Here is a 21,222-nt window from a genome sequence, read left to right on the forward strand (position 1 = left end):
GCATTACAAAAATGCTAGCACGACATAACGGCCATTGTTAGAATCACCCCCTTGCGGTTATTTCAGCACTAATTCGCAGGGAGATTGCGCATGAACTGGGGTAAGATGGGTGCCGGCCTGTTGATGGTCGTTGGCGGGCTGTTGTGGCTGGTTTTGGGCCTGATGGCGAACCGGCTGTTTTTCTATCCGGTCATTCTTTGCGGGATCGGGTTGTTCACGATCGCTTCGGGTGCGCTAGGCAGCAGCGAGTAGCTGCTCGCTTCACCGGACTCTACACGCGCACGGCCTTCAGCACTGCCGAAGTCGCCGGGGATTTGTTCAGCACGTAGAAGTGCACCCCGGGGATGCCGCGGTCGATAAGCTCTTGCACTTGCTGCGTGGCGAACTCGACGCCGACTTGGAACTGCCAATCGGCGTCGTCTTTTTCACTCAGCTTGGCGATGAACGCTTCCGGCAGGCGAGCTTTGCAGAGTGACGTGATCCGCTGAATCTGGCCGAGGTTGGTCACCGGCAGAATGCCTGGAATGATCGGCACGCGGATGCCGAGGGCGGTGCAGGCGTCGCGGAAGCGGAAGAAATCGGCGTTGTCGTAGAACAGCTGCGTGATGATGCAATCGGCGCCGGCGGCGACTTTGCGTTGCAGGTTCTGCAGATCGACCTCGAAGCTCGGCGCTTCCTGGTGTGTCTCTGGATAACCGGCCACGGCCACGCCGTAGCTGGGAAACTCGCCTTTGACGAGCGCCAGCAGTTCGTTGGCATAGCGCAAGCCGCCGTCGACTGGCTTGAACGTCTCCTGACCCTTTGGTGGATCGCCACGGAGGGCCACGATATTGTCGACGCCGCGGCCACTGGCTTCTTTCAAGTACTCGCGCAGCTGATCCACCGTCGAGCCGACGCACGTCAGGTGCGAAGCTACTCGCACGCCGAAGCGGCGTTTCACTTCGCTGGTGATCTCCAGCGTTTTCTTTTGCGTGCTGCCACCAGCGCCGTAGGTGCAGGTGATTACGTCGGGCCCGAACGCCATCAGGTGTTCGACGTTTTCATACATGGCCGCTTCGGCCGCCGCGGTCTTGGGAGGAAACAGCTCGAACGAGAGCGTGAAATTTTTGGCTGGATAGAAAGTCATGGAGCGAATCGTGCTGGGCGTCGCCAGCGTCGGTGAAGAGGAAGTTATCTTTCCTCACAGTGTACCCAGTTGTGGCCGATGCTGGCAGCGTCGGCAGGGGGAGCTACGCAAACTTCTCGATCTCCGGCTCGCGAACTTCCTTGATCAGCTTCTGGATGATGTCTTCGTTGGTCATCCCTTCGGCCTGTGCCTGAAAATTGGTGCTGATGCGATGGCGGAGCACGGGAACCGCGATTTTGCGGATGTCTTCAAAAGCCACGCTGAAACGCCCTTCCATGGCAGCGACGGCTCTGCCGCCGTTGATCAGATTCTGACCGGCGCGGGGACCAGCGCCCCAGTCGACAAGTTCTTTGACGAACTTCGGCGCTGTTTCGTCCTTGGGCCGAGTGGCGCGCACCAGCCGGGCCGTGTATTTGATGATGTGCGGGCTGACGGCGACGGCGGCGACCAGCTTTTGGACCTGCACGATCTGCCGGGCGTTAAGGATCTTTTTGACCTCGATTTTTTCCTGCCGAGTCGTCGACGACAGAATCCGCTCTTCTTCTTCCAGGTTCGGATAACCGACCTTGATGTTGAACATGAAGCGGTCGAGTTGGGCTTCCGGCAGCGGGTATGTTCCTTCCTGATCGATCGGGTTCTGCGTCGCGATGACGAAGAACGGCTCGGGCAGATCGTAGGTCGTGCGGCCGACGGTGATTTCCCGTTCTTGCATGGCCTGCAGCAACGCGGCCTGCGTTTTCGGCGGCGTACGGTTGATTTCGTCGGCCAGCAGAATGTTGGTGAAGACGGGCCCTTCGACGAAGCGGAAGTTTCGCTTGCCGGCTTCGTCTTCCTCAAGCACGTTCGTGCCGGTGATGTCGCTAGGCATCAAGTCGGGCGTGAATTGAATCCGCTTGAAGCCGACGTCGAGAATCTTGGCCAGCGTGCTCACCATCAAGGTTTTGGCGAGGCCCGGAACGCCTTCGAGCAGGCAATGGCCGCGGGTGAAGATGGCCGCGAAGAGCTGCTCGATGACGTCGTTCTGACCGACGATCACCCGCTGCAATTCCTGGTGCATCACCAAGCGATGGCGAGCAAAATCCTGCAGCATTTCCCCCAAGCTTCTCGGTTTATCGCTCATAGTTCTGGCTTTGGGGAGTCCATTCGAGGTGTGGCCCTGGGGTGGCTGAACAGTCGATTTTAGGGGTGATGCCCGATGGCGACAACGGCAACCATGCTGACACCGACAGCGTGGGCTGATAGCTTTGGGCAATCAAGGAACCCTGCAGTTGAATGAATGTCCGCCAAAACCCGAGCCGAAGTCGTCGTTCAGCTGGTCGCCGCTGGGGTGGCCGCTTCCCGTGCGCGTGGTGCTCGGCGTCACGCTGGGAGCGATCATCGGCTTTTATGCCGGCGACCGCGACATTCGCTACGGCTGGACGACGGCGCATCTCGGTGAAATCGCCAAGCTCTATATCCAACTCCTCACCGCGCTCGCCACGCCGCTGATTTTCTTTGCGGTGATCGAAGCCTTTGTCAAAACGCAGATCAGCGGCGCACAAGGGTTGAAGATGTTCGTCGTTTGCGCGGTAAACATCGCTTTTGCATTTGCGGTGGGACTGTTGATTCTTAATGTCTTCAAACCGGGCCTGAGTTGGCGAAAAGATCTAACGGAAGCGCTGCAAAAAGAGAAAGACAAAGAGAAGGAAAAAGACAAAACCGCCGCGAGTGAAAAGGCTCAGCCTGGCAAAGGCCCCAGCATCAGCGATGACGCCAAGAAAGTCTCGCTCTCGCCCCTGGAGATTTTGAAGTCGTACATTCCCAAAAGCGTGCTGCAGCCGTTCAGCGAGAACATGGTGTTGACGGTGGCCGTGCTCGCGATCTTGATCGGAGCGGCTCTTCGTTCGCTGAAGCATGCCGACGATCCAGAGCTCCTGCCTTCGCTCGTTGTCTTCGAGCATCTAATCGTGGCCATCTATCAGATCATCATCAAAATGCTGATGTGGCTGATCGAACTGGCGCCGTATGCCATCTGCTTTGCCGTGGCAGGCGTGGTCGGTTCGACAGGCTTGAAGGCCTTCAAGCAGGTGGGAGTGTTCTTCCTTACCACAACAGTCGCGCTCAGCATTCATGCCTTCATTTACTATCCGCTCACGGCTTGGCTGATTGGTGGGAAGAGCCCGCTGCGGTACTTCAGCGAGGGGATCGGCGCGATCCTCACTGGCTTTTCGCTCAACAGTAGTCTGGCGACTGCTCCTCTCACATTGCAAGCGCTTGAACGTTTGCAGGTCAGCGAATCTTCGGCCCGCTTGAGCGCCTGTGTCGGCACGAACTTCAACAACGATGGCATCACGCTTTATGAAGCGATGACTGCTCTCTTCATCGCGCAGGCTGCCGGAATGGAGCTGACCATTGCCCAGCAGATCACCATTTTGCTCGCTGCGCTGGCCGGCAGTATGGGCATCGCCGGCATTCCCAACTCCGGCTTGATTATTCTCACCTTGGTGCTAAAAGCAGCGCAGCTCCCCGATGAAGTGGTGAATTACGCTCTGCCGATCGTATACAGCATCGACTTCATCATCGCACGTCTCCGCTCGGCGGTGAACGTGATGGGAGATCTGCAAGTGGCTATTCTTCTCGACGCTGGCCAACAGCAGGGCATGCCTCCCCAGGAATGACCGTCGCCTGCTTGCGACTTACCGCAACCTGAATAATTCCACCGACAATACCGAACCATTTGCGCAGTAATCGATATTATTTGCTAGACAAGCGGCGCACTCTCTTTCTCATCACGCGCCGTATCTAAAGGAACTGGGGGCTACATGCAACGGGCGACGATCCGGCCTAACAGGCCGATGGGGTTTACGTTGGTTGAGTTGCTGGTGGTGATTGCCATCATCGGCGTACTCGTGGCTCTCTTGCTTCCTGCCGTGCAGGCCGCCCGCGAATCGGCTCGCCGCATGCAATGCAGCAACAACGTGAAGCAACTCGTGCTCGCTTCGCACAATTTGCACGACACCTATCTCGTGTTTCCGCCGGCTGGTGCTGCCGGCAATGCTTGGAACGGCCGCGTTTCTCGTGAAGGTCCGTTCAAGGGACTGGCCGGTTCGTGGTTCTTTCACATCCTGCCATTTATCGAGCAGAGCAACTTGTACAACGGTGCGGTTGGCGCGGGCGGCGGCATGGATAGCACCTACAACGGTAAGCTCGTTTACAACTATCAGCTGAAGGCCTATCGTTGCCCATCCGATCGCAGCCCTGGTTTGCAGCGCAACTATGGCAATCCCGCCGGCCCCGATGCAACTCACGCGTTGAGCAATTACGGCGCGAACTATCTGGCTTTCGGCGATCCGATGACTGGTACGCAAGAAGGCGCCTCGAAGATGGCGACCTTCACCGATGGCACTTCGAATCTGGTCTTCATTGGAGAACGCTACAGCTGGTACGGCACCACTCCGCTGTCGTGCTTGTGGGCCAATTCCGAAAATCGCTGGAGCCCGCAGATCTGCCGCGCTCCCGGCTCGAGCAACAGCACGACGGCCGGCTATGCCCCGTGCCCGAAGTTCCAAGTGGCCGTCATTTACACGGTGGCCAACGACTCCACTTCAGGCGGCCAATCGTCGCATCCGGGCGTGATGAACATCGGCATGGGCGATGGCAGCGTGCGTGGCATTAACGGCTCGATCGCCGCCACCACTTGGGCCTACCTGTGCGATCCGCAGGATGGCAATCCGATTCCTGGCGACTTCTAATACGGTCTTTACCTCTCCCCATTTGAGTTCTCGATCAGCAACATGATGAAGCCTGCTCAGTTTGCGCTCCCACTCCTGGTCTGTATTGTCACTCTCACTGGTTGCGGCAAAGGTGTTCCCTCGGCCGTTTCGGGCAAGGTGCTGCTCGACGGCCAACCGCTGGCGGGAGCTTCAGTGCAATTGATTGCCAGCGGCAACGATGTGCTGGGAATGTATTCGCAAACGACCGACTCGGCCGGCAACTTTCGAATTTCCGAAAAAGGAAGCTCGAATAATCCGATCAAGCCGGGGAGCTACGTGGTGCTGGTCAGCAAGACCGAAATGCCAGCCATGGGCCAGGTGAACGAGCTCGTGCCGGTCATCTATATGGATCGCACCAAGAGCCCGCTGAAGGTGGAAATCACCAATGCCAACACGCAACTGCCGCCGCTCGAATTAAAGAGCGATGCGAAGTAGCTCCCAGCCAGCTTAGAATGACGGCAACCCCAGATTAGCAACAGATTTCGTTGCGGTTGCCATCATGACCTCCTCTTCCGAAAGCGATCGAGCGACGCCTGAAAAAAACGCGACGGCAAGTCGTCGCGCAATGATCGGCTGCCTGGGCATTCCGGCGCTCCTGCTTGTGCTGATCATTCTCGGGCTGGGCGTCTGGTATCAGGTCGAAATGAGGCAGGCGCGTCGCGCCTTGGCGACCGAGCTGAAGTACGTTCGCGAGCGTGGCGTGCCCCTTACCTCGCTCGATCTCGAAGACTCTTATCGACTCGATCCGCAGCGCGAAGACGTGACTGCAGAACTGCTGAAATTGTTGGCCATCGCCGACGATCGACAGTTGCAAACGCTGGCCGCTGCGTTGCCGATTGTGGGGAATGGCGCCAGTCCGCCGTCGCCGGGAAAAGACTGGCCACAACTGGACGAGGTCGAAGCGTATCTGGGCAAACATCAAGCAATGCGCGATTTCGTAGCCACATTGCCGAACCGTCCATTCACGGTGCGCTATCCCGTCGATCTGACACAGGGCATGAATGCGAAGCTCCCGCACGTGCAGCAAGTGCGACACGCCGCGCGCCTGCTGCAGTTGCAATGTCATGTCGATCTGCATCGCAACCTTCCGGCCGAAGCGGTCAAGCGAATTCTGGAAGTGCTCGCCCTCAGCGACACGCTGGCCAACGAGCCGATCATCATTTCGCAGCTCGTTCGTTGTGCGTTGCAAGGCGTGGCGCTGCGCATGCTGGCCGACACGCTGCAGCACGCCGACGTGAGCGACGCCGATTTGCTCCGCCTGCAAACTGCGTTGCAGCAGTTCGACGGTCAGCAGTCCTGGCGACAAGGGCTGCAAGGCGAACGCGCAATGGCTTACACGGCGAGTACGTTGCCGCTGAACAAAATTGGTTCGCCAACGCTGACCCGTGCCGATCTCGAGCGTTTTGCCAGTCGTCAGCCGCCGCGCCCGCATGATGCAGCTCTCACGCTGCGCATCTTCCGTCAAATGGAAGTTGCCACCGACGAGTCGCTGCTGAAAGCCATTGAAGCAGGAGCAGAAACCGATAGCGAAGTGAAGCTAATCGCCGCTCACCCGGTGAAGCGAGTCGTTCACATGCAGTCACTCCTCTACACGCCGGCCCTCGGAACCGGCGTGCAAGCTGCAGCCCGCACCGACGCCAGCTTGCAATCCGCCGCGACTGCCATCGCCGCCCTCCGCTTTCGCCGGGCCAATCGAGTTTGGCCCCAGCAGCTGAGTCAGCTCGTGCCGGAGTTTCTCACGGCCGTTCCCACCGACCCTTTCGACGGCCAGCCGCTGCGAATGGTCGTTACCGACAGCGAATTTAAGGTCTATTCGATCGGTAAGGACAAGGTCGACCAGGGTGGCGATCTCGCCGAGCCGCAAATGCGAGATCTGGGGTTCGTCGCGCCGTGGCGGGATGCGAAATGACGCAAAATAATTACAAATTTCCCAGATCTCTGCCAAAGTAAGCCTATTTCCAGCTCGTTCGATTGGAACGACCGGATTCCCGTCGTTACACTAAAAGTGTGTCCCTTGGAGTTTCGCCGCCAGGAGAAAACTCCCTCCCACTGGGTCCGCCCAAGTAAAGCATCCACCCGAATGAGCGCCGCAGGTTGCTGCGGCCCAGAAACGCGCCGGAGGCGTGCAACAATGCGATTTGCTGCCAGTCCCCGAACCTTTGCGCATCGACCGCGACTGGCAGCTCGCGCTTTCACCCTGGTTGAACTCCTGGTGGTGATTGCCATCATCGGCGCCCTGGTCGCACTCTTGCTGCCGGCAGTCCAAGCCGCCCGCGAAGCCGCCCGCCGTTCGCAGTGCACCAATAACCTGAAACAAGTCGCCCTTAGCTCGCACAATTTTCACGATACCTTCGGCAGGTTTCCGGCAGGCACGCTCGGCACACTCCCCACGCTCCCGGCCACGGGCGTTGATCTGGACAACGATCAATGCATTGGGGCCATCGCGTCGTTGCTCCCTTACATCGAGCAACAAGGCGCGGCGAATATGATTCATCGCAAGCTCGGTTACGACCAACGTGAGTCCTTCTGGGCCAATGATTCTTCGACCCTCGACGCAGCCCGCATGAAGACCAAGGTGCTCGTCTGCCCTTCGACCAATCCCTACGAACATCAGGCCGACAACACGATCGTGATGCAGTATCCGGTCGAAACGCAGCCCGCCGGTCCTTCGCCAACTGCCATCGTCTATTTCCAATACGCGATGCCTGATCCGGCCGGTCGAACGTTGGGCCGTACCAATTACGTCGGCTGCGGCGGCCTCGGCGCTGATATCCCTGGCTGGGAAAACTATCGCGGCGTTTTTTATAATCGCAGCAATACGCGCATGAGCGACATCACCGACGGCAACAGCAACACGCTGCTGTTCGGCGAAGCCATCGGCGGCAAACCGACTCCCAGCGCCAGCTCGCGGCAATACGGTTTCACTTGGATGGGCGTGGGATATCTGGCCAACTACCAAGGCCTGCGCGGCAAGTCGTGGAGCAGCTTCAGCTCGGAGCATCCCCGCGTGGTGCTGTTTGCATTAGCCGACGGCTCGGTGCGGCCGGTCAGTATGGGCATCGATCTCTACAACTACTTCGACGCCGCGAGCATCGCCGACGGCAGACTCACCAAGCTCGATCCTTGAGGTCGCGTACAGGATCCAGCTCATGTCATCCACAATTCGCTTCACTCTCGCGTCTCTCTGCCTCTCAATTGCAGTAGGTTGCGGCTCCAAGATTCCCGAAAGCCCGCCTGGTCCAGGGCCTGTCGGCGAAATCCGCGATACCGCCACGGGCAAAGTCATCATGCAGGCTCCCACGGTCAGTCCTTCCGGCACTCCCGTCCGTCAGCAGTTCCTCAGAAATCCCACACCGGCAACAGACAGCGCGCCACTTGATACACTGCCCAGTGGAGAGAAGCTGCGTTACACCCCGCCGAAGAGATAGGTCCTCATGCTGCGTCCATGCTGTTTGTTTGCAGCCATATTGCTGGCGGCTGCTGCCGGATTACCGACAGTGTGCCGCGCGCAGACCGACGAATCGCGCCTCGAGCTGCAGACCCAGGCCGTGCGCGCCATTCAAAACAACAATCATCAGCAAGCCATCGATCTCCTGGATGCTTTGCTGCGAGAAGACCCCAAGAACGCCAACGCTTTCTACCTGCGTGGCCGCGAAAACTTTTGCGTCGGCAATGTGAAAAAATCGGTGGCCGATCTCGATAAGTACGTCGAACTCGAGCCAGCGGCTGCATCGCGGCAATGGGAGCGCGGCATCTCATACTACTATGCCGGTGAATACGAAAAGGGGGCGAAGCAGTTCGAGCTCTATCAGACCTACCACAATCAGGACGTAGAAAATTCGGCATGGCGCTATCTGTGCGTCGCCGCGAAGGACGGCGTCGCTGCGGCCCAGAAGAACATGTTGCCGATCGAAGAAGATCGTCGCGTGCCGATGATGCAGATCTACGATCTCTATCGCGGCAAACTGCAGCCCGATGATTTGCTCAAAGCGATCGAAGCCGGCAGTCCACCGAAGGATGAACTGAACAAGCGAAACTTCTACGCTCACCTTTATCTCGGTTTGTGGTATCAAGCCGCTGACAAACGCGACCTGGCAAAGAAGCACATCACGCTCGCCGAGCAACACAAGATCGGCCATTACATGTGGGACGTTGCCCGCATCCACGCCGAGCTATTGCGGATCGAAGCTAAGAACTCGCCCGCGAAGACCGAGAAAAAAGACTAAGAAAAGCAAAGTGATGATCGATCTGCCCACTGACTTTGGCGACTTCGAGGAAGAACTGCCCGAACTGCCGATCAGCCACGAACGCTTCATGCGGATGGCCCTCGCCGAAGCGGAACAAGCCCTCGCCGAAAACGAAGTCCCCGTCGGCGCGATCATCGTGCAAGGCTCGCGCGTCATCGCCTCGGCCCACAACCAGCGCGAACAACTCAAAGATCCCACCGCCCACGCCGAGATGATCGCCATCACCCAAGCGGCAGAATCGCTAGGCGATTGGCGGCTCGAAGGTTGCACGCTCTACGTCACGCTCGAACCCTGCATCATGTGCAGCGGCGGCATCCTGCAGTCGCGCATTCCGCAGGTCGTTTACGGCGCGACCGATCCCAAAGCCGGCGCGGTCAACACGCTCTATCACCTGCTGAGCGACACGCGACTGAATCACCGCTGCCAAATCATCCCCGGCATTATGGCTCCGCCCTGCGGCGAGATCCTGTCGCGGTTCTTTCAGGCACAGCGGCGGTTGGGGAAGAAGTAAGACGCTGGCTATAATGAATTAGCCAAAGAGGTGATGATGAACATTCAACTAACCGACGATCAGTGGGCCAGCATCAAGCAGGATGGCAACTATCCGGTGCATGTGAGCGTTCCCGTGGATCAGGCGGCGTTTGTTTTGTTGCCGGCCGATGTCTACGAACGCTTTAAATCGCTGTTTGAAGCGGACCCACCGAGTGCGCAGGAACGTCAGCAGCATTTGCAACAGTTTGGTCGTCGGGCAGGCTGGGACGACCCGGCCATGAACATCTACGACGACCTCGATCCCCGCAGCAAGTCATGAGAGTTGCGCGCGGACAAATCGTGCTGGTCGATTTTCCCTTCAGCGATGGCACGGGAAGCAAGGTTCGCCCCGCAGTCGTCGTACAGAGCGATTCTTTGAATCAGCGCATCGACGATACTATTCTGGCCTCGATCAGCCGTTCGACGCATCGCGCTTCGGCAACCCAAATCCTCGTCGACTTGGCGACAGCGGACGGACAAGCTACGGGGCTGCGGCAAAACTCAATGATTCAATGCGAAAATCTGCTGACCTATGATCAGAACCTGATTGTCACCGCCATCGGCCAGTTGCCTGCAACATTGATGACTCGCGTAGAAGCAGCCCTCCGCATCGCCTTGGAAATCTAAAGCCTTTTAGTATTCCGGCCCGCACACTCGCAGTATGATTGCCGTTGGGGCGGAGGCTGGCACGTGACATTCCGACTGCGCGACGTCTTTTGGCTGATCTTTGTCATTGCGCTCGTTTGCACTTTTTGGCGAATGAGAGTTCACACGCAACGCCTCAGCATGGAGGCGCGCTATTATCGCTCGGCTGCTCCGCCGCTTGAGATCATCGACATGCCGATGCCCGAGTTGCTGGCACAGCTCGAAGCCAGCCACGGCGTGAAAATCGAAGTCGACTGGCCAAGTGTCACAGAAGCGACCGGTCTGGACCTAAACAGCAAAGTCACGCAAAACCTGGTGGATGCTTCGCTCCCCTGGGTTGTGGAGCGGGTCTTCTATAACTTGGTTGTGATCGAAGGAACCGATCAGGGCATTCGCTTGCGCGGTCGCGATCCAAAACGAGACGGCCCGCCAAAGTCCGGCTGGGAAACTCGGCGACAGATCTTCAAGCGCAGGAGCACGCCATGAAACTTGAGTTTCGTGACCGCTGCTGGATTTTCGTGACGCTGATTTTGCTCGGCTTGATTGGTTGGGAATGGCGACGGTCGCTATTGATTTCCAGCGATATTCGCGCAGCGAGCGCTGCCGATCGGCCGCTCGAAATCTTCAACTCGCCGGTGAGCCAGGCAGCCTACTTTTTGTCTGCCATGTATAGCCGCGACGTCGACATCGATTGGCGGAGCCTGCAACCCCTGGGCCTGTCGCCAAAGACCTTGGTGACTCGATCGATCCAAGCCAACAACGCGAAGGAGGCTTTCGAACAACTCTTCGGCGAGCAAGTTGAGATCGTTGAGAAGCAGCCTCGCTACCTCATTCAAGCGAAGAAAGTGCCTTAGCGCCGATAGGCGCGATGTTATATTGATTTGCATGCCCATCGCCGAATCCAGCATGCTCGAAGTCCTGCAAAAGCACTGGGGCTATAGCACTTTTCGGCCGCTCCAGCGCGAGGCGATGGAAGCGGTGCTCGAACACCGCGACTCGGTGGTGGTGCTGCCGACTGGCGGTGGCAAGAGTCTTTGCTATCAGGTGCCGGCCATTCTGATGGATGGCCTGGCGGTGATTGTGTCGCCGCTCATTTCGCTCATGAAAGATCAGGTTGATGGCCTGCGCGAGAGCGGCATTGCGGCTGCGGCTGTGCATAGCGCGCTCGATCCTGCCGAGCGACAGCGGATTGCCAATGAGATTCGCGGCGGCAACTTGAAGCTGCTGTACGTCGCGCCCGAGCGACTCTGCACTGAACGGATGCTGAGCTTTTTGCAGGAACGCAAAGTTTCGTTCATCGCCATCGACGAAGCACACTGCATCAGCGCCTGGGGCCATGATTTTCGGCCTGAGTATCGAATGCTCGGCGAACTGCGCGAGCGTTTTCCCGGCATCGGCGTGCATGGTTACACCGCGACGGCGACGGAGCACGTGCGCGGCGACATTGCCAAGCAACTGGCCCTGCGCGACACGGAATATCTCGTCGGCAATTTCGACCGGCCCAACTTGATCTACCGCGTGCTCCGCCGCGAGAAGAGCGGCGCGCAGATTCACGATGTGCTCGAACGCCACAAGGGTGAAGCTGGCATCATCTATTGCATCTCGCGCAAAGAGGTCGACTCCCTCACGCAATCGCTCCAAGCCGCCGGCTTCCGAGCGGCCGCTTATCACGCGGGATTGTCCGATGAAGACCGTCATCGCAATCAAGATGCATTCCTCAACGAACAAGTCGACGTCGTTGTCGCCACGGTCGCCTTCGGCATGGGTATCGACAAATCGAACGTCCGGTTTGTGATGCATACCGGCGCTCCGAAATCGCTTGAGCACTATCAGCAAGAGACCGGCCGCGCGGGGCGCGACGGCCTCGATTCGGAATGCGTCCTGCTACACGGCGGCAACGATTTCATGATCTGGCGCAAGCTCAACGACCAGGTCACCGGCGATGCCCGCGTGCAACTCGAACGCAACCTCCGCGGCATGGAAGGCTTTTGCACGTCGGTGGTTTGCCGCCATCGCGCGCTCGTCGAACACTTCGGCCAGACTTATGAAGGCGAGAATTGCGGCGCGTGCGATGTCTGTCTCGATCAACAAGAAGTGCTCCCCGATGCGATGATCGTCGCGCAGAAGATCCTCTCCTGCGTGGTGCGCGTCAACGAAAACTTCGGCGGTGACTATGTGGCGCAGGTCTTGGTCGGCTCGAAGGAGCAGCGGATTTTAGAAAACAATCACGATCAACTCTCCACCTATGGTCTGCTGAAGGAGCATCGCAAAACAACGGTTCGCGAGTGGATCGAGCAACTCTGCGGCCAGGATTTTATTGCTCGCGAGGGAGAGTATCGCGTGCTGAAGGTCACCGCGACCGGCCGAGAAGTTCTCCGCGGCCAACGGACGCCGCGACTATTGGCGACGGATAAGAAGGTCGAAGCGACGAAGGACACGCCGAAGAAAAAAGACTTCTCCGAAGGAATGGACGCCGGGCTGTTCGAAGCACTACGGATCCTGCGGCGGCAGATTGCCGAGGAGCAAAAGGTGCCGCCGTATGTCGTGTTTACCGATGTGACGCTGCAGGACCTTTCGCGCCGTCGGCCGACTTCGGACGCTCATTTCCGCCTGGCCCACGGCGTGGGTGAGCATCGCGCGAAGCACTACGGCGAACGCTTTCTCGCCGAGATTGCTCGCTACGCTAGCGAGCACGGGCTTAGTACCGATGTTACCGTTTTCGCAAAATCCCGCGAGCAGCAAGCCGTGGAAGCACTGCGCGAGTCGTCGAAGAACTCGGGCACCAAAACCGCCGCTGCGCCGCTGTTTCGCGAAGGGAAATCGCTGGCCGAAGTCGCAGAGCAGCTGGGGAGGGCGACTTCGACGGTGAACGACTACCTGACCGAGTTCCTTGCCGACGAAGGTTATATGTCGCCCGAACCTTGGATCGATGGCGAAACCTTTGCCGCTATTTGTGCAGCCGCCAACGAAGTCGGTGCAGAGCGGCTCAAGCCGATCTTTGACAAGCTCAACGGCCGCGTTTCCTACGACCAGATTCGCCCCGCACTCGCCTGCTGGCGAAATCAACAGGCCCAAGCCGAGTGACGGCCGGTCACATCTTCGTAACACGCTCGCCCAACAATTGTTCCCGCCCGAGCCCCTACCTATACTAAATCGGACGAGGGATCGATCTACTCCCGGCCGACCGGATCGCACATAAGGACCGCTTGCATGTCGCTGGCTACCGTTCGCGGATTGTTGCTCTGCTGTTTTATCAGCGGCTTGCTGGCTCCGCTCTCCGCGCAAGAAACGAAGTCCGACGCCAAAACCGAAGCGAAGCCGGCAGCCAAGCCTGAAAAGGAAGCCCTCGATTACGAACTCATCAAGCTCTTCACCGATTCGCTCGACCAGGTCGAACGAAACTACGTCAAAGAGATCGATCGCCGCGAACTGCTCGAAGCAGCCATCAAGGGAATGCTGACGAAGCTCGATCCCTACTCGCAGTACATCCCGCCAAACGAGCTCGAAAAATTCCGCAGCAGCGTCGAGAACGAGTTCGGCGGCATTGGCATCACGGTCTCGGTCGAGTCGGGCGAACTGACCGTCATCAGCCCGATCTTTCGCACGCCGGCTTACAACGCAGGCATTCGTGGCGGCGACATCATCCTCGAGATCGAAGGGCAGTCGACCAAGGGAATCACGCTCGACGATGCCGTGAAGCGGATGAAGGGCAAGATCGGCACCGCCGTGAAGGTGAAAGTGCAACACATCGCCGACAATAAAGTCGCAGAGCTGGAGGTCAAGCGCGACCTAATCCGCGTCGATAGCGTGCTCGGTGATCATCGCAAGGACGACTTCAACTGGGACTACATGCTTGATGGCGACAAAAAGATCGCCTACATCCGCATCACCAATTTCGGCCGGCACACTGCCGATGAACTGCGGAGCGTGCTGAGCGAACTGACCGCCGCAGACATGAAAGGACTGATTCTCGATTTGCGATTCAATCCTGGCGGCCTGCTGAGCACCGGCATCGACGTGTGCGATCTGTTTGTCGAAGAAGGCAAAATCGTCAGCACCGCCGGCCGTAATGCTCCCGAGCGATTGTGGAAGGCGAAAAAAGAAGGGACCTTCAGCGAAGTACCGATGGTGGTGCTGGTGAATCATTACAGCGCGAGCGCCAGCGAAATCGTCGCGGCTTGCCTGCAGGATCACGACCGCGCGATCGTCATCGGCGAACGAAGCTGGGGCAAAGGAAGCGTGCAAAACATCGTTGAGCTTGAACAAGGCAAGAGCGCACTGAAGCTCACCACGGCGGGTTACTTGCGGCCGAGCGGCAAGAACATCCATCGCCAGGAAGGAGCCAAGGAAAGCGAAGAATGGGGCGTATCGCCGAACGAAGGCTTTGAAGTGAAGACCTCGAAGGACGACGACAGCCGTTGGCTCGAAGATCGCCGGCAGCGCGATGTGATCAAGGTCGCCAAGCCGCGGCCGCCGATGGCGCAAGAGCCACCCGTTGAGCCGTATGTCGATCAGCCATTGCAGAAAGCCAAGGAATATCTCGTCGACAAGGCCGCGAAAGTGCTCGCGGCAAAGCAGGCAGCGGCCAAATGACGTTGCCTGGATCCGACTCGAAGTATCTGCTCGCGATCGAAACAACCTGCGATGAAACTGCCGCCGCTGTGATCAGCGACGACTTGCAGGTGTTGTCGTCGGTCGTGGCATCGCAGGAAGAACTACACCGTCGCTATGCCGGTGTCGTGCCCGAGATCGCCGCGCGAGCGCATGTCGAACGGCTGTTGCCGGTGATCGATGAAGCGTTACAGCGGGCCGCAATCGAACCGGCTCAGCTCGATCTGATTGCAGTCGCGCATACACCAGGCCTCGCAGGTTCTTTGCTGGTGGGTGTTTCGGCGGCAAAGGCACTGGCCGTCGCGCTCGACAAGCCGCTGGTCGCCCTCAATCACTTGCATGCGCACATTTACGCCTGTCGCCTGGCAGCGGCCAAGGAGATTTTTCCTTGCCTCGGTTTGATCGTGAGCGGCGGTCACACCAGCTTGTATCACTGCCATTCGCCGACGAATTTTGAGTCGCTGGGCGGCACGATCGACGACGCCGCCGGCGAAGCCTTCGATAAAGTCGCCACGCTCCTCGGCCTGTCGTATCCGGGTGGTCCGTCGATTTCGAAAGCAGCCGAGAGCGGCAATCCCAAGGCCTATCGTTTTCCGCGCGGCCTCGCCAATCAGAAGCACCGGCTCAACTTCAGCTTCTCCGGCTTGAAGACCGCCGTGCGCTACGAAATCTGGGGACCAGGTCAGCCGGTCGCCGGGCCACCGCCGTTGTCGCCGCAGCAGGTCAGCGACATTGCGGCCAGCTTTCAATTCGCCGTGGTCGAGAGCATCGTCGAGAAGACGCTCGAGGCGCTAAAACAAACGCGGCTCAAGCGGTTGTGCGTCGGCGGCGGAGTGGCAGCCAATCGCTTGCTCCGCGAACGACTGCAGCAGGAAACTGCGCGACTGCGAGTAGAACTCCACATCGCGCCGCCAGCTCTCTGCACCGACAACGCCGTGATGGGGGCTATCGCCTGGGAGATGTTCCAGGCGGGCCAACTAGCCGACCTGGAACTCGATGTGCTGCCAGGTCTGGTGCGCGAGTAGCGCGTCAGCCAGAGCCGCAAAAGAATGCTAAGCCGCTTTCTTGAGCGGAATTTCTTCCACCGGCGCCGGAGCTAGCGTCGGTTCGGCCAGCTTGTCTTGCGGGATTGCCGATTTGAGAACGGCTTCGATTTGATCGTTCAGGGCATCGAGCGCTGCCAGCACTTCGTCCTGCTTGGCATCGAGCTCGGCCAGCAGAGAGTGGCGCAGGGCCGCATTTTCCGTCGATTCAGCACCGTTCATCGGTCATGCTCCGGGTTGCTTCGTCCTTGAATGCACCGTGGCCTGAATGTCATCGAACCGGCGGTCGGTTGGCGATTACGCGACTGGAGAAGTTGCTGCCTGTAGAGCGCTGGTAAGAGATGCCGCTCAGATAAACGTTGCGGCCTGATTGCCAATCAACGGCGGATAGCATTGGTTGCTTCAGCAACCAATGTCGCACAGCGACTGGAGGCATCCTGTCGCCATTGACCTGCCGCCGTTGCCGGACATCAACCGGATAGGCGACCACACAGCAAACCACCTCACCGCACGCTATGCCTATTTTCGCTGGCGCGACATCGATTGCTGAAGCAATCGATGCTATCCACGACGCTTACTTCGCGCCCATGCGAATGGCGCCGTCGAGGCGGACAACGCTGCCGTTGAAGTAGGGGTTTTCAAAGATCTGTTGCACGAACTGCGCGAACTCTTCGGGCCGGCCGAAGCGCGAGGGGAACGGAATTTGCGCGGCGAGGGAATCGCGGACGGCGGTAGGAGCCGCTTGCATCATGGCCGTTTCGAAGACGCCGGGCGCGACCGAGACGATGCGGATCCCTTGCTTGCCGAGCTCGCGGGCGATCGGCAGTGTCATCGAAGCTACGCCACCCTTCGATGCGGCGTAAGCGGCCTGGCCGATCTGGCCATCTTCGACGGCGACCGAGGCCGTGCACACAATCACGCCGCGTTCTCCTTCGGCGTTTGGCGTGCCGCGGCTCATCGCGACGGCGGCTAGGCGGATCATGTTGAATGTGCCGATCAGATTCACTTCGATCACGCGGCGGAAGAGATTCAAATCGTGTGGACCCTCTTTGCCCAGCACGCGACTCGCGCCAAGAATGCCAGCGCAATTGATCAAGCCCTGCAAACCGCCGAAGCGCTGCACCGCGAGATCAACCGCGGCTTGGCCACTCTCGGCCGAGGTCACATCAGTTGCATGAAAGGCAGCGTGCGATTCGCCGAGCTCCGCAACCAGCGCATTTCCTGCCGTTGCATTCAGATCGGCGATCACCACGTTGCCGCCGTGCTGCACCAGTCGCCGCGCACAAGCCTGGCCCAATCCCGAAGCGCCACCGGTGATCAGGAATGTCTGATTATTTACTTGCATCGAACGTCGACTCCGGCTGAAATTGCGATGAGATTGCGCCGCCTTCCTTCCCACCTCGAGGATTCTAGCCGATGCCTCTCTCCTTCGCCCGCCTCAGCTTCCTAATCCTCATTGCTTGCTTCACGTTCACTGCAGCGAGCCGCGCTCAAGACGAAATCGCCTGGCCGCCGCCACTGAAGGGGGCGGTGAAGGGTGTCGTGACGATCGAAGACAAATCGTTTCTCGAAGTGCCAAAAAACGTCGCCGAGCTCGCCGCGAAAGAAGGCTCGGCGAAATTCAGCGTGGCCAAGACGCCGCCGAAAGTTCAGCTGGTTCTTCACGACGAGCTTGGCGAAAAAGCAGCGACGCGCCGGCTGTGGTCATCGTGGGGCGACATCTGCCGGGCGAAAGATGGCAGCGTGTACGTGGGCATCGGCGATCATGGCGACGACATTGGCGGTGATGCTCGCTGCTTTATTTATCGCTGGGATCCGGCGACGGCGACGCTCAAGCAGGTCGTCGATATGAACAAAGTCATTCCGCCGAAGGCAGGACAACCGGCCTGGTCGAAGATTCATGCGAAAATCGACGAAGGGCCCGACGGCGGCATTTATTTCTGTTGCACGCTGAACGACGGCAATCGCGCGAAGCTGCCGCCCGTTGCCGAAAATCCGAAGAAACAGCTGAAGGCGTACGGTTTTCACGAAGGCCTACCGGGCGGGCAGTTGTACCGCTTCGATCCGGCGACGGGTACAACGAAGGTGTTCGCCAGTCTGCCGCCGCGGCGTTGCACGGCAACGTCGATTCTCGATCTGCAGCGCAACGTGTGGTGGTGCAATCTCGAAGCCGGCGAAGGAAATGCTCTCTGGTGCCTCGATCTGCAGAGCGGCAAACCGATCTTTCAGGGCGAAGATAAAAGCGTCGGTTTCAATCGCAATTTTGCCTTGCTCAACGACGGCTCGATTCTGTTTAACGGTGATCTCGTCGGCGAAGACGCGCCGCTGATGAAGCTGAGCGTCGCCAGCAAAGCGATCTCGCCCACGAAGTCCGTCTTCAAGGACTCGCCCGGCATGCGCGCGACGACGCGCGAGACCAAGGATGGCCAGATCTTCGGCATCACGTACAAGAACACGCAGCTGTTTCGTTATGACACGAAGAAAGATGACCTTGAGATTATCGGCCACGATTGGCTCGCCGGTTCTTATGTTGCCGTTTGCGAACTTTCACCTGACGAACGCTTTGTTTATTACCTGCCGGGCGCGCACGGCAAGGCTTGGAACGACGGCACGCCGGTGATTCAGTATGAAATCGCGACGCGACAGCAAAAGGTGATCGCCTTTTTAGCGCCGACGCTCGATCGCGAGTTCGAGTATGTTCCGGGCGGCACGTATGGCATTAAATTGAGCGCCGACGGCAGCACGCTGTATGTCAATTTCAACGGCCATCCTGGTGATAGAATTCGCCCGGAGAAAATGAAGCCGATCGGCTTTGGTTTGACTTCCTTCGCGGCGATTCACATTCCGGCATCAGAACGCTAACGGTCCATGTCACAAGATTTCTACCAGCAGTCGGAGTTCGTCAAACCCACGGAAATGCCGTCTACGGGGCTGTTTCGCGACGGCAAGCAGCTGGTTGTGGAGCTGGGCGACCATCAATTTCCCGATCGCTGCTTGAAGACCGATGTGCCGATCAGCGGCGCTCATGCGTTGATCAAACTGCTGACGTACAACGTGCTGGCCGAAGAATTGAATCTGATTCGCGGTCTGGTCGTTGCTTCGACGAATCAGTTGCCGACGATTCGCGAGAGCAAGGGGAACAATGTCACGGTGCAGCTCGGTGTGCCGCTCGCTCCGACGCAGGCCGCGCGGCTGCGGTCGAGTTGGCCACTCTACACTGCGATTTTTTTCGTCGTATGGACCGTTGCTTGCTTCGCCGGCTTGTACGTTTGGAACCAACCGAATCAAGCAGCGATTTTTCTCGGGCTGCTGATCGGCGTGTTGCTCGGCATCATCGGCATGGTCGTTGGGTTTACGCAGATGGCGCTGCGCACGAGTCATGTGCTCGCCATCAAACGCCTCGCCGATCGCAAAGTCTGGCTCACCGGCGTGCATGCCGATTGGCTGGCGCGGCTGCCCGTTTATGTCGCGAGCACGGGGCTGCTGCAGCGGGATTTGCAGCGGGCGGTGTCTTCGCAGTGGTTATCGTTCGCCACGGCGATCGGGTTTGGCCTGGCGACGCTTGTTTGCGGACCGATGGCGCTGCTGGGATACAGCAAAGGTATGGCCAGCCAAAGTTGGCCCGAGGCGGAAGCCTCGATTCAGCACGCCGAGATGCACCACCACAGCACTTCGCGACGCGGCCGGCGGAGCGAATGGTGGACGATCGATTTCCACTTCAACTTTCAGGTCAACAACAGGCCGTACAGCGGCGAAGGCCAGCAAAAAGAAACGTCGGAAGCGGCTGCGCGGAATAACCTGCAAGGCAAACCACCGGGAACGAAGATCACGGTGTTCTACAATCCAGCCGATCCCAATGACAATCGCATCGAGCGCGGTTTGACCAATGGCGAGATCGTGTGGATCGTCATGGCATCGATCGTGAGCGCGATTGCGCTGTTAGCGACGATCTACGGGATGGCGGCCCGAGCTCGCAAAGCCGGCCTGCAAGCGCAGCTTGATGAGCGGCTGGCCCGCGTATGATTCCCGATCGCGATGGCGTTTGGCGAGACGGCAACGCGCTGGTCATCGACCTGGCCGGGCATCATTTTCCGCGGCGGTGTGTGAAGTCGAATGAACTCGTCGAGCCGCCGTTCTCGCTGGTCTCGCTGACCTGCCATTCGCCCGGGTATGCGGAGTTGAAACTGTTGCAGGCGGAGCCACGGCGGTTCGCGCGGACGAAGTATGTGGTCACTAGCGGCCATAAACAGGAGACGCGGATTCATTTTGAGCTGCCGTTGCCTTTGACGCCACGCTGGCGAACGATCGTGCAATCGAAGTGGGGCGTGCGACTCTTGTGGATCGGCGCGGCAATGCTCATGGCCACTTACGCGGCCTGGGTGCTGCTCCACAACAGCTTTGATTGGGAGTGGATCCCGCAACTATCGCTGGCCGTATCGATCTTAGTGCTGATCTGCGGTGCTGCCGTACAACTCCATCAGCGCTCGACACTCACGGTGCAAAAACTGTTCGACGGCAAGATTTGGATCGGCGGCGTGCATGGCGATTGGCTTGCGACGTTGCCACCGTTCACGCCGAGCAAGCGGATGCTGACGGAAGAGGTTCGCCTCCTCAGCTGGTCGTTCTGGATCAGCGCCAGCGGCGGTCTGGCCTTACTCTTGCTGTTTCTGATCAATAGCCTGAGCAGCGGCACCGAAAGTGCTGAGTATCGGAACGTTCGCTATGCGTTGCTCACCGCCGCCGCGGCAGCATTACTGATGGGCAATCGCGCTCGACTATTGCTACTTACAGAGCGGGCGAAGCTGCACTGGTTCTATCCGGTGCTCACCCGCAGAACATTTCGGCGACAACGCAGACGAATGAGAAAGTCGCGACGGCGGTGAAACCGGGGCGAGACTTGACGACCCGCCACCCAACCTGGTGCTGGGCGATTAAGTGGACCCGTTTTCGATTGGCACGGGAAGTGCCTAGGGCGGCGGCTCACTTCGCAATTTGTCTTGCCAGTTTGGCGCATCGCCCCACGTCTCAGGCCGGACTCGCCGGTCGAGGAATTCCAGCGGCCAGAAGAACCGATCGGTCTTTGGATAGCCAAATCGGTAGTTAGACCACGTCCAGGACGGTTCTAGCGTTTGTTGGTCCACATAATTCGGTCGAACAACGCTGCGGCCACTTGGCACGACCAGCGCCAAATAGCTCCCCACATACACCACCGGCAAGAGCAGCAGCACGATAGCGACGATCAGCGGTGCGCGGGATTCGCGTTTCAT

The 21,222-nt window shown here is 58.8% G+C and carries 24 protein-coding genes; 19 read left to right on the plus strand and 5 right to left on the minus strand.

What is annotated here, in order from left to right; genetic code table 11:
• The first annotated feature begins 90 nt into the window (after positions 1-90).
• Positions 91-252, plus strand: coding sequence for a hypothetical protein (locus M9Q49_RS22110; RefSeq protein WP_254511007.1), 162 nt, complete (start codon positions 91-93; stop codon positions 250-252).
• A gap of 19 nt (positions 253-271) precedes the next feature.
• On the opposite strand, the gene metF is transcribed toward M9Q49_RS22110, so the two are convergent.
• Together metF and M9Q49_RS22120 are read right to left on the minus strand one after the other, a co-directional pair.
• The gene (gene metF / locus M9Q49_RS22115; protein WP_254511008.1) at positions 272-1,126 is read right to left on the minus strand and encodes a methylenetetrahydrofolate reductase [NAD(P)H]; all 855 of its coding nucleotides are present in this window, start codon (positions 1,124-1,126) and stop codon (positions 272-274) included.
• Between the two features lie 103 nt (positions 1,127-1,229).
• Positions 1,230-2,216 (minus strand): AAA family ATPase, encoded by a 987-nt coding sequence (locus tag M9Q49_RS22120; RefSeq protein ID WP_254511880.1) that lies wholly within the window; start codon positions 2,214-2,216, stop codon positions 1,230-1,232.
• A gap of 178 nt (positions 2,217-2,394) precedes the next feature.
• On the opposite strand from M9Q49_RS22120, the gene M9Q49_RS22125 reads away from it, so the two are divergent.
• The 15 genes from M9Q49_RS22125 to tsaD all read left to right on the plus strand — a co-directional run bounded on the left by M9Q49_RS22125 (position 2,395) and on the right by tsaD (position 15,937).
• Positions 2,395-3,783 carry a dicarboxylate/amino acid:cation symporter gene (locus M9Q49_RS22125; protein ID WP_254511009.1) on the plus strand — a complete coding sequence of 463 codons (1,389 nt, stop codon included), beginning with the start codon at positions 2,395-2,397 and terminating at the stop codon, positions 3,781-3,783.
• A gap of 144 nt (positions 3,784-3,927) precedes the next feature.
• Complete coding sequence (locus M9Q49_RS22130) at positions 3,928-4,857, plus strand: DUF1559 domain-containing protein (protein ID WP_254511010.1); 930 nt, start codon at positions 3,928-3,930, stop codon at positions 4,855-4,857.
• A gap of 42 nt (positions 4,858-4,899) precedes the next feature.
• Positions 4,900-5,313, plus strand: a complete 414-nt coding sequence (locus M9Q49_RS22135; protein WP_254511011.1) for a hypothetical protein — start codon at positions 4,900-4,902, stop codon at positions 5,311-5,313.
• A gap of 64 nt (positions 5,314-5,377) precedes the next feature.
• Positions 5,378-6,787 carry a hypothetical protein gene (locus M9Q49_RS22140; RefSeq protein WP_254511012.1) on the plus strand — a complete coding sequence of 470 codons (1,410 nt, stop codon included), beginning with the start codon at positions 5,378-5,380 and terminating at the stop codon, positions 6,785-6,787.
• Between the two features lie 222 nt (positions 6,788-7,009).
• Complete coding sequence (locus tag M9Q49_RS22145) at positions 7,010-8,005, plus strand: DUF1559 domain-containing protein (RefSeq protein WP_254511013.1); 996 nt, start codon at positions 7,010-7,012, stop codon at positions 8,003-8,005.
• A 22-nt stretch (positions 8,006-8,027) separates the two neighbouring features.
• Complete coding sequence (locus M9Q49_RS22150) at positions 8,028-8,306, plus strand: hypothetical protein (RefSeq protein ID WP_254511014.1); 279 nt, start codon at positions 8,028-8,030, stop codon at positions 8,304-8,306.
• A gap of 6 nt (positions 8,307-8,312) precedes the next feature.
• Positions 8,313-9,104 (plus strand): hypothetical protein, encoded by a 792-nt coding sequence (locus M9Q49_RS22155; protein ID WP_254511015.1) that lies wholly within the window; start codon positions 8,313-8,315, stop codon positions 9,102-9,104.
• 13 nt (positions 9,105-9,117) lie between these two features.
• Positions 9,118-9,636 (plus strand): tRNA adenosine(34) deaminase TadA, encoded by a 519-nt coding sequence (gene tadA, locus M9Q49_RS22160; protein WP_261365084.1) that lies wholly within the window; start codon positions 9,118-9,120, stop codon positions 9,634-9,636.
• A 36-nt stretch (positions 9,637-9,672) separates the two neighbouring features.
• Entirely contained in the window at positions 9,673-9,936 is a 264-nt protein-coding gene (locus M9Q49_RS22165; RefSeq protein ID WP_254511016.1) for a hypothetical protein, read from the plus strand.
• On the plus strand, positions 9,933-10,283 hold the full coding sequence (locus M9Q49_RS22170) for a type II toxin-antitoxin system PemK/MazF family toxin (protein ID WP_254511017.1): 351 nt from the start codon (positions 9,933-9,935) through the stop codon (positions 10,281-10,283). The genes M9Q49_RS22165 and M9Q49_RS22170 overlap by 4 nt, the downstream gene beginning before the upstream one ends.
• Positions 10,284-10,346: 63 nt before the next feature.
• The gene (locus M9Q49_RS22175) at positions 10,347-10,787 is read left to right on the plus strand and encodes a hypothetical protein (RefSeq protein WP_254511018.1); all 441 of its coding nucleotides are present in this window, start codon (positions 10,347-10,349) and stop codon (positions 10,785-10,787) included.
• The gene (locus M9Q49_RS22180; protein ID WP_254511019.1) at positions 10,784-11,155 is read left to right on the plus strand and encodes a hypothetical protein; all 372 of its coding nucleotides are present in this window, start codon (positions 10,784-10,786) and stop codon (positions 11,153-11,155) included. Before M9Q49_RS22175 ends, M9Q49_RS22180 begins: the two co-directional genes overlap by 4 nt.
• 31 nt (positions 11,156-11,186) lie before the next feature.
• Positions 11,187-13,385 carry a DNA helicase RecQ gene (recQ, locus tag M9Q49_RS22185; RefSeq protein ID WP_254511020.1) on the plus strand — a complete coding sequence of 733 codons (2,199 nt, stop codon included), beginning with the start codon at positions 11,187-11,189 and terminating at the stop codon, positions 13,383-13,385.
• 126 nt (positions 13,386-13,511) lie between these two features.
• Entirely contained in the window at positions 13,512-14,894 is a 1,383-nt protein-coding gene (locus M9Q49_RS22190; RefSeq protein WP_254511021.1) for a S41 family peptidase, read from the plus strand.
• The gene (gene tsaD / locus M9Q49_RS22195; RefSeq protein WP_254511022.1) at positions 14,891-15,937 is read left to right on the plus strand and encodes a tRNA (adenosine(37)-N6)-threonylcarbamoyltransferase complex transferase subunit TsaD; all 1,047 of its coding nucleotides are present in this window, start codon (positions 14,891-14,893) and stop codon (positions 15,935-15,937) included. The genes M9Q49_RS22190 and tsaD overlap by 4 nt, the downstream gene beginning before the upstream one ends.
• A gap of 27 nt (positions 15,938-15,964) precedes the next feature.
• On the opposite strand, the gene M9Q49_RS22200 is transcribed toward tsaD, so the two are convergent.
• Positions 15,965-16,177: a hypothetical protein gene (locus M9Q49_RS22200; RefSeq protein WP_254511023.1), complete on the minus strand. Its 213-nt coding sequence runs from the start codon at positions 16,175-16,177 to the stop codon at positions 15,965-15,967.
• A gap of 352 nt (positions 16,178-16,529) precedes the next feature.
• Positions 16,530-17,300 carry an SDR family NAD(P)-dependent oxidoreductase gene (locus tag M9Q49_RS22205; protein ID WP_254511025.1) on the minus strand — a complete coding sequence of 257 codons (771 nt, stop codon included), beginning with the start codon at positions 17,298-17,300 and terminating at the stop codon, positions 16,530-16,532.
• 71 nt (positions 17,301-17,371) lie between these two features.
• Here M9Q49_RS22205 and M9Q49_RS22210 point away from each other — a divergent pair, with 71 nt between their 5' ends.
• The 3 genes from M9Q49_RS22210 to M9Q49_RS22220 are packed head-to-tail and all read left to right on the plus strand — an operon-like array spanning position 17,372 to position 20,838.
• The gene (locus M9Q49_RS22210; protein WP_254511026.1) at positions 17,372-18,817 is read left to right on the plus strand and encodes a hypothetical protein; all 1,446 of its coding nucleotides are present in this window, start codon (positions 17,372-17,374) and stop codon (positions 18,815-18,817) included.
• Between the two features lie 6 nt (positions 18,818-18,823).
• Entirely contained in the window at positions 18,824-19,978 is a 1,155-nt protein-coding gene (locus M9Q49_RS22215) for a DUF3592 domain-containing protein (protein ID WP_254511027.1), read from the plus strand.
• Positions 19,975-20,838: a hypothetical protein gene (locus tag M9Q49_RS22220; protein ID WP_254511028.1), complete on the plus strand. Its 864-nt coding sequence runs from the start codon at positions 19,975-19,977 to the stop codon at positions 20,836-20,838. Before M9Q49_RS22215 ends, M9Q49_RS22220 begins: the two co-directional genes overlap by 4 nt.
• Before the next feature lie 84 nt (positions 20,839-20,922).
• Here the strand turns inward: M9Q49_RS22220 and M9Q49_RS22225 are convergent, their stop codons facing one another.
• Positions 20,923-21,222 (minus strand): hypothetical protein, encoded by a 300-nt coding sequence (locus M9Q49_RS22225; RefSeq protein WP_254507837.1) that lies wholly within the window; start codon positions 21,220-21,222, stop codon positions 20,923-20,925.

Origin of the sequence: Anatilimnocola floriformis (assembly GCF_024256385.1) — a bacterium.
Classification (GTDB): domain Bacteria; phylum Planctomycetota; class Planctomycetia; order Pirellulales; family Pirellulaceae; genus Anatilimnocola; species Anatilimnocola floriformis.

What these genes read in the sequence shown, in the direction of transcription:
- metF (WP_254511008.1), bottom strand. Translation starts at nt 1,126, where the DNA reads ATGACTTTCTATCCAGCCAAAAATTTCACGCTCTCGTTCGAGCTGTTT.
- M9Q49_RS22190 (WP_254511021.1), top strand. Translation starts at nt 13,512, where the DNA reads ATGTCGCTGGCTACCGTTCGCGGATTGTTGCTCTGCTGTTTTATCAGC.
- M9Q49_RS22135 (WP_254511011.1), top strand. Translation starts at nt 4,900, where the DNA reads ATGATGAAGCCTGCTCAGTTTGCGCTCCCACTCCTGGTCTGTATTGTC.
- M9Q49_RS22170 (WP_254511017.1), top strand. Translation starts at nt 9,933, where the DNA reads ATGAGAGTTGCGCGCGGACAAATCGTGCTGGTCGATTTTCCCTTCAGC.
- M9Q49_RS22200 (WP_254511023.1), bottom strand. Translation starts at nt 16,177, where the DNA reads ATGAACGGTGCTGAATCGACGGAAAATGCGGCCCTGCGCCACTCTCTG.
- M9Q49_RS22220 (WP_254511028.1), top strand. Translation starts at nt 19,975, where the DNA reads ATGATTCCCGATCGCGATGGCGTTTGGCGAGACGGCAACGCGCTGGTC.
- M9Q49_RS22110 (WP_254511007.1), top strand. Translation starts at nt 91, where the DNA reads ATGAACTGGGGTAAGATGGGTGCCGGCCTGTTGATGGTCGTTGGCGGG.
- M9Q49_RS22210 (WP_254511026.1), top strand. Translation starts at nt 17,372, where the DNA reads ATGCCTCTCTCCTTCGCCCGCCTCAGCTTCCTAATCCTCATTGCTTGC.
- M9Q49_RS22225 (WP_254507837.1), bottom strand. Translation starts at nt 21,222, where the DNA reads ATGAAACGCGAATCCCGCGCACCGCTGATCGTCGCTATCGTGCTGCTG.
- M9Q49_RS22165 (WP_254511016.1), top strand. Translation starts at nt 9,673, where the DNA reads ATGAACATTCAACTAACCGACGATCAGTGGGCCAGCATCAAGCAGGAT.
- recQ (WP_254511020.1), top strand. Translation starts at nt 11,187, where the DNA reads ATGCCCATCGCCGAATCCAGCATGCTCGAAGTCCTGCAAAAGCACTGG.
- M9Q49_RS22145 (WP_254511013.1), top strand. Translation starts at nt 7,010, where the DNA reads ATGCGATTTGCTGCCAGTCCCCGAACCTTTGCGCATCGACCGCGACTG.
- M9Q49_RS22155 (WP_254511015.1), top strand. Translation starts at nt 8,313, where the DNA reads ATGCTGCGTCCATGCTGTTTGTTTGCAGCCATATTGCTGGCGGCTGCT.
- M9Q49_RS22205 (WP_254511025.1), bottom strand. Translation starts at nt 17,300, where the DNA reads ATGCAAGTAAATAATCAGACATTCCTGATCACCGGTGGCGCTTCGGGA.
- tadA (WP_261365084.1), top strand. Translation starts at nt 9,118, where the DNA reads ATGATCGATCTGCCCACTGACTTTGGCGACTTCGAGGAAGAACTGCCC.
- M9Q49_RS22120 (WP_254511880.1), bottom strand. Translation starts at nt 2,216, where the DNA reads ATGCTGCAGGATTTTGCTCGCCATCGCTTGGTGATGCACCAGGAATTG.
- M9Q49_RS22140 (WP_254511012.1), top strand. Translation starts at nt 5,378, where the DNA reads ATGACCTCCTCTTCCGAAAGCGATCGAGCGACGCCTGAAAAAAACGCG.
- M9Q49_RS22180 (WP_254511019.1), top strand. Translation starts at nt 10,784, where the DNA reads ATGAAACTTGAGTTTCGTGACCGCTGCTGGATTTTCGTGACGCTGATT.
- M9Q49_RS22215 (WP_254511027.1), top strand. Translation starts at nt 18,824, where the DNA reads ATGTCACAAGATTTCTACCAGCAGTCGGAGTTCGTCAAACCCACGGAA.
- tsaD (WP_254511022.1), top strand. Translation starts at nt 14,891, where the DNA reads ATGACGTTGCCTGGATCCGACTCGAAGTATCTGCTCGCGATCGAAACA.
- M9Q49_RS22150 (WP_254511014.1), top strand. Translation starts at nt 8,028, where the DNA reads ATGTCATCCACAATTCGCTTCACTCTCGCGTCTCTCTGCCTCTCAATT.
- M9Q49_RS22130 (WP_254511010.1), top strand. Translation starts at nt 3,928, where the DNA reads ATGCAACGGGCGACGATCCGGCCTAACAGGCCGATGGGGTTTACGTTG.